Origin of the sequence: Streptomyces candidus (assembly GCF_014207445.1) — a bacterium.
In the GTDB taxonomy this organism is placed as follows: Bacteria; Actinomycetota; Actinomycetes; order Streptomycetales; family Streptomycetaceae; genus Streptomyces; species Streptomyces candidus.
In genome coordinates this window covers 1-3,543 of record NZ_JACHEM010000055.1, presented here as the reverse complement: position 1 = coordinate 3,543, position 3,543 = coordinate 1, and the positions used below count along the sequence as shown (strand labels likewise).

Annotated in this window: 5 protein-coding genes; all 5 read left to right on the top strand. The window is 72.2% G+C overall.

Features of this window, described 5'->3' with window-relative positions; all coding sequences use genetic code 11:
- Nucleotides 1-502: 502 nt before the first annotated feature.
- The 5 genes from HNQ79_RS33050 (at nt 503) to HNQ79_RS33030 (ending at nt 3,264) form a co-directional block, all read left to right on the top strand.
- The gene (locus HNQ79_RS33050; RefSeq protein WP_185036682.1) at nt 503-787 is read left to right on the top strand and encodes a hypothetical protein; all 285 of its coding nucleotides are present in this window, start codon (nt 503-505) and stop codon (nt 785-787) included.
- Between the two features lie 83 nt (nt 788-870).
- Nucleotides 871-1,107 (top strand): hypothetical protein, encoded by a 237-nt coding sequence (locus tag HNQ79_RS33045; RefSeq protein WP_185036681.1) that lies wholly within the window; start codon nt 871-873, stop codon nt 1,105-1,107.
- Nucleotides 1,108-1,198: 91 nt separating this feature from the next.
- A complete protein-coding gene (locus tag HNQ79_RS33040; RefSeq protein ID WP_185036680.1) occupies nt 1,199-1,549 on the top strand; it encodes a hypothetical protein in 351 nt (116 codons plus the stop codon).
- Between the two features lie 83 nt (nt 1,550-1,632).
- Entirely contained in the window at nt 1,633-2,415 is a 783-nt protein-coding gene (locus HNQ79_RS33035) for a hypothetical protein (RefSeq protein ID WP_185036679.1), read from the top strand.
- Nucleotides 2,416-2,484: 69 nt separating this feature from the next.
- The gene (locus HNQ79_RS33030; RefSeq protein WP_185036678.1) at nt 2,485-3,264 is read left to right on the top strand and encodes a hypothetical protein; all 780 of its coding nucleotides are present in this window, start codon (nt 2,485-2,487) and stop codon (nt 3,262-3,264) included.
- Nucleotides 3,265-3,543: the final 279 nt, after the last annotated feature.

Genomic DNA, 3,543 nt, shown 5'->3' with positions numbered 1-3,543 from the left:
GCGCACGACCCCGTACGGGGTGGTCTGGATCGACACCGAGTTCTGACCGGCCCCGGCCGGGGCGGCGGTGGGCCCCCCCGCCCCGGCCCCACTCGAAACAGGTCTACCGGTCAACGGACACCGACTGCGCGGCGGACACCGCCAATCTCGTCCGGGTCGTCACGGCCTACGTGGCCGCAGCCACGCCGTAGCCGGAAAAGCGACCGGCGACCGCCCTGCCATAAGGCAGGACCCCCCACACACAAGTGCGCGGCAGGCTGGCGCGGTCGCCGGTCTTCTCGAAACCCGCACCGCGCGTGGTGGCGTCAACCCCGAAGGGGCGCTACTTCCACGCGGAACGAGAGAACACCAGGGTAGCGGTTCCAGGGCCAGGGGCGAAAAAAGTTCAGAAACGCACCCCCGCAACCCCCACGATTCTCTCCAAAGCTGGTATTGTTGTTCTTGTTGGAAGGGGTTGGCACCCCGACCGGCATCACTCGAAACCCGTACGGAAGAGGACGCGATGACCACCACCTTGGAATTCCCTGCGGCCGCACTGGCCGGTCTGCGAGATCACCTCATGGCCACCGCCGCCGACGAGGACAAGGCCCCGCTGGAGGAACTGGACGGGCTCAGCGACAGCGTCCTCGCGGCGTACTGGCACGGATACGTCAAGGCGAGCGAGACCGGACGCGCCGGTCAGGAACTGCACGCCACCGCGTTCGGATCGGCACTCGCCGCGCCGATGCGCGCAGTCTGCGCCGACACCGGCCCGCTGCGGACCGCGCTCGCCCGGTCGCTCAAGTAGCCCGCCCCGGCCGGGGCGGCGGATGGCACCGCCGCCCCGGCCCCACTCGAACCCGCCCCCACCAGGTAAGGAGAAAACCCACCGTGACCACCACCCCCACAGGCGTCGAGAGCAGCGCCGCAGTGACCCGCACCATCGAAGAACCCGAGATCGACAAGCGCAGCGCCGCAGGCCCCTACTTCGGCCGGTTCAGCTGCGACGTCTGCGGCGACGACTTCGCCCTCCACCGCTCGCTCACCGTCGAAGAGCGCGAGTTCACCTCCATTGAGACCGGCTATACCTGGCCGGGCCTGCTCGTAATCGCCTGCGACCGCAGCTGACACAACCCGCCCCACCCGGCCGGGGCGGCGGATGGCACCGCCGCCCCGGCCCCTCGAAACCCCCACCCCCCACGCGAGGAGCAGCGCCCCCATGCAGCACGACGACTTCAACAGCCGAGCCATCCCCGCCTTCCCCCGCCAGCAGACCGGCGTCCGACTCGTCAGCCTGACCAGCGGCGAAGAGATCAAGCCCGGCGACACGATCCCCGAGCCCCATGGACACGGGGAGGTCACCTACGTCGGCCCCACCGTCCGCCACGACGAGGGCGACGACACCCCGCGACCCGGCCGGGTCGCGGTCGTCCGGTACAAGGTCCCGGCCACCGGCTGGTCGTACCTCCCCACCGAACTCGGCGCGCGGTACGAAGACGCCGACGCCGCGCCGCGTCACGGCGACCACGGCGACGGAACCCTCCCGCCTCAGAACCGCCCCAGCGAGTAGCCCAACCGCCCCACCCGCAGGGGCGGCGGATGGCACCGCCGCCCCTGCACCCCTCGAAACCCGACACAAGGAGAAGCACGACCATGACCTTCCCCGCCGACCTGCCCAACCTGGGCGGCAACGCCATCGCCGCCCGCTCCCGCCGTGACCGCCTGGTCGCCGGACACGACGGCCGGATGTTCACCGAGACCTTCGGCCGCCCCCTGCTCCGCGCCCAGCAGGCCGCGCAGACGTACCGCGCGGCCGCCCAAGCCGCCGAGCTCGACCAGCGCGGCGCTCCCAATCGCTGCTGGCTCCGGTCCCAGTCGGCCCTCTGCCACCAGCGCGCCCGCATCACGGCCGACGAGGCCGCCCTGGCCGCCGAGCGCGACCAGCCGGCCCAGGCGCGCGCGTGGGCCGCCCTGGCCGACCGCTACGCCACGGCGGCCCGACACCTCGCCCGTCCTGCGTTCCTCCGCCGCACCGCGATCACGAACCTCCACGCCGCCGCCGCCGCCCTCGACGCTCGCGCCCTGCCCGTCCCGGCGCAGGCCGCAGCCGAGGAGGCCCCGCTGTCCGGCATCGCGCAGTTCAGCGTCACCAGCGGCCGCCAGGCGCTCGCCGCCGCCCGGCGTGCGGAAGGTCCGGTACTCAAGCACGTCAACACGGTGGAGGTGGAGCTGCTGTTGTTCGCCTGCTACGCCCAGGGGCAGAACGAAGTCGGCTACCACGTCGCCATGCAGGCAGTCCGCGCGCTCAACCGCGCCCGGAAGACCGCACCCGAGGGCCAGGCCGAGGACATGGACCCGCAGCCCCTGACAACGGCGTACGAGCTGGCCGAGCAGGCCCTGGACGCGGCAGAGGCCGCCACCGCGCCCACGCCGTAGAACGGCCCCGGCCGGGGCGGCCGTACCCCGCCGCCCCGGCCCCTGACTCACCCAGGAGAGCCCTGCCCGATGCCCCCGCCCGACCAGCACGAGGCAACTTCCGTCACGCGGGACGAAAGCCTTCTGACGCGCCCCATCTATCTCCCTTGCCAGCACCTGCCCAACTCAGCCGGTCCCGTCTGGCTCTGCCGGACATGCGTCACGCCGTGGCCGTGCCCGCCCGCCCAGCCATACCTCCGGGCCGGGCAGTGCAGTACGTGCGGCGCGACGACCCAGTGGGAGCGGAACGGTCCCCGACGCTGGCACGTCGGCCCGATCTGCTACACCCGCAAGGACGTCCTGAACGCGCTGGCCGAAGAGCTGCACCAGCAGCGCAGTGCGAACCCCACCTACCCGCCCAGCCACTACTACCCGAAGAAGCCCAGCCGCCGCAGACGCCAGCGCCCGCCGTACAACCACACCCCGATGGGCCCCGGCGACATCCGACCCGGCACCTGGGTATGGGTCAGCCCCGGCGGACTCCACCCCGGATGGGGTGACATTCACCAGCTCGCCATGATCACCGCACTCGGCACGCCGTACTGCGAGGTATGGATGGACGACACCACGGTCCACCGCGTACGGCCCGAGAAGCTGATCCTCACCGACGCCGGACGCGCGGCCGCCCGTGCCGCAGGAGTCACCACCATGCGGCAGGCGACCGGGGCGCGGCCCCGGCCCCTGCTCCCGGAATGGCGATGGGTGGACTGGACCCTGGCCGAGCACATCGCCCACCAGGACCAGCACATCAACTCCAAGCGCCATCCAACCGAACAGCCCCTACAGGACGAGCTGTTCACCGTCACCTGACAAGCACTCCGGCCCGGAACGAACCACCGTTCCGGGCCGGAGGCATGTCCGGGCCGCCGTCCCCGTGCGGCGAGAGCGCCGACAGGTAGTCGAGGGCGCAGGAGCCGCGAGGGCCTGTCGCCCATCCGCTGTGTGGGCGCCGGCCGCGCTGTTGGGGGACTGGCTGGTGCGCGGCTTCGTGGTGGGTGCACCGGGCCTTTGGCCCGGTAGCCGGGGGCTCTGCCCCGCGGACCCCCGCCAGCGCCAGGGGCGCGCTGGACCGCCCTTGGTGGAAAGGAA

What these genes read in the sequence shown, in the direction of transcription:
- HNQ79_RS33050 (WP_185036682.1), top strand. Translation starts at nt 503, where the DNA reads ATGACCACCACCTTGGAATTCCCTGCGGCCGCACTGGCCGGTCTGCGA.
- HNQ79_RS33040 (WP_185036680.1), top strand. Translation starts at nt 1,199, where the DNA reads ATGCAGCACGACGACTTCAACAGCCGAGCCATCCCCGCCTTCCCCCGC.
- HNQ79_RS33035 (WP_185036679.1), top strand. Translation starts at nt 1,633, where the DNA reads ATGACCTTCCCCGCCGACCTGCCCAACCTGGGCGGCAACGCCATCGCC.
- HNQ79_RS33030 (WP_185036678.1), top strand. Translation starts at nt 2,485, where the DNA reads ATGCCCCCGCCCGACCAGCACGAGGCAACTTCCGTCACGCGGGACGAA.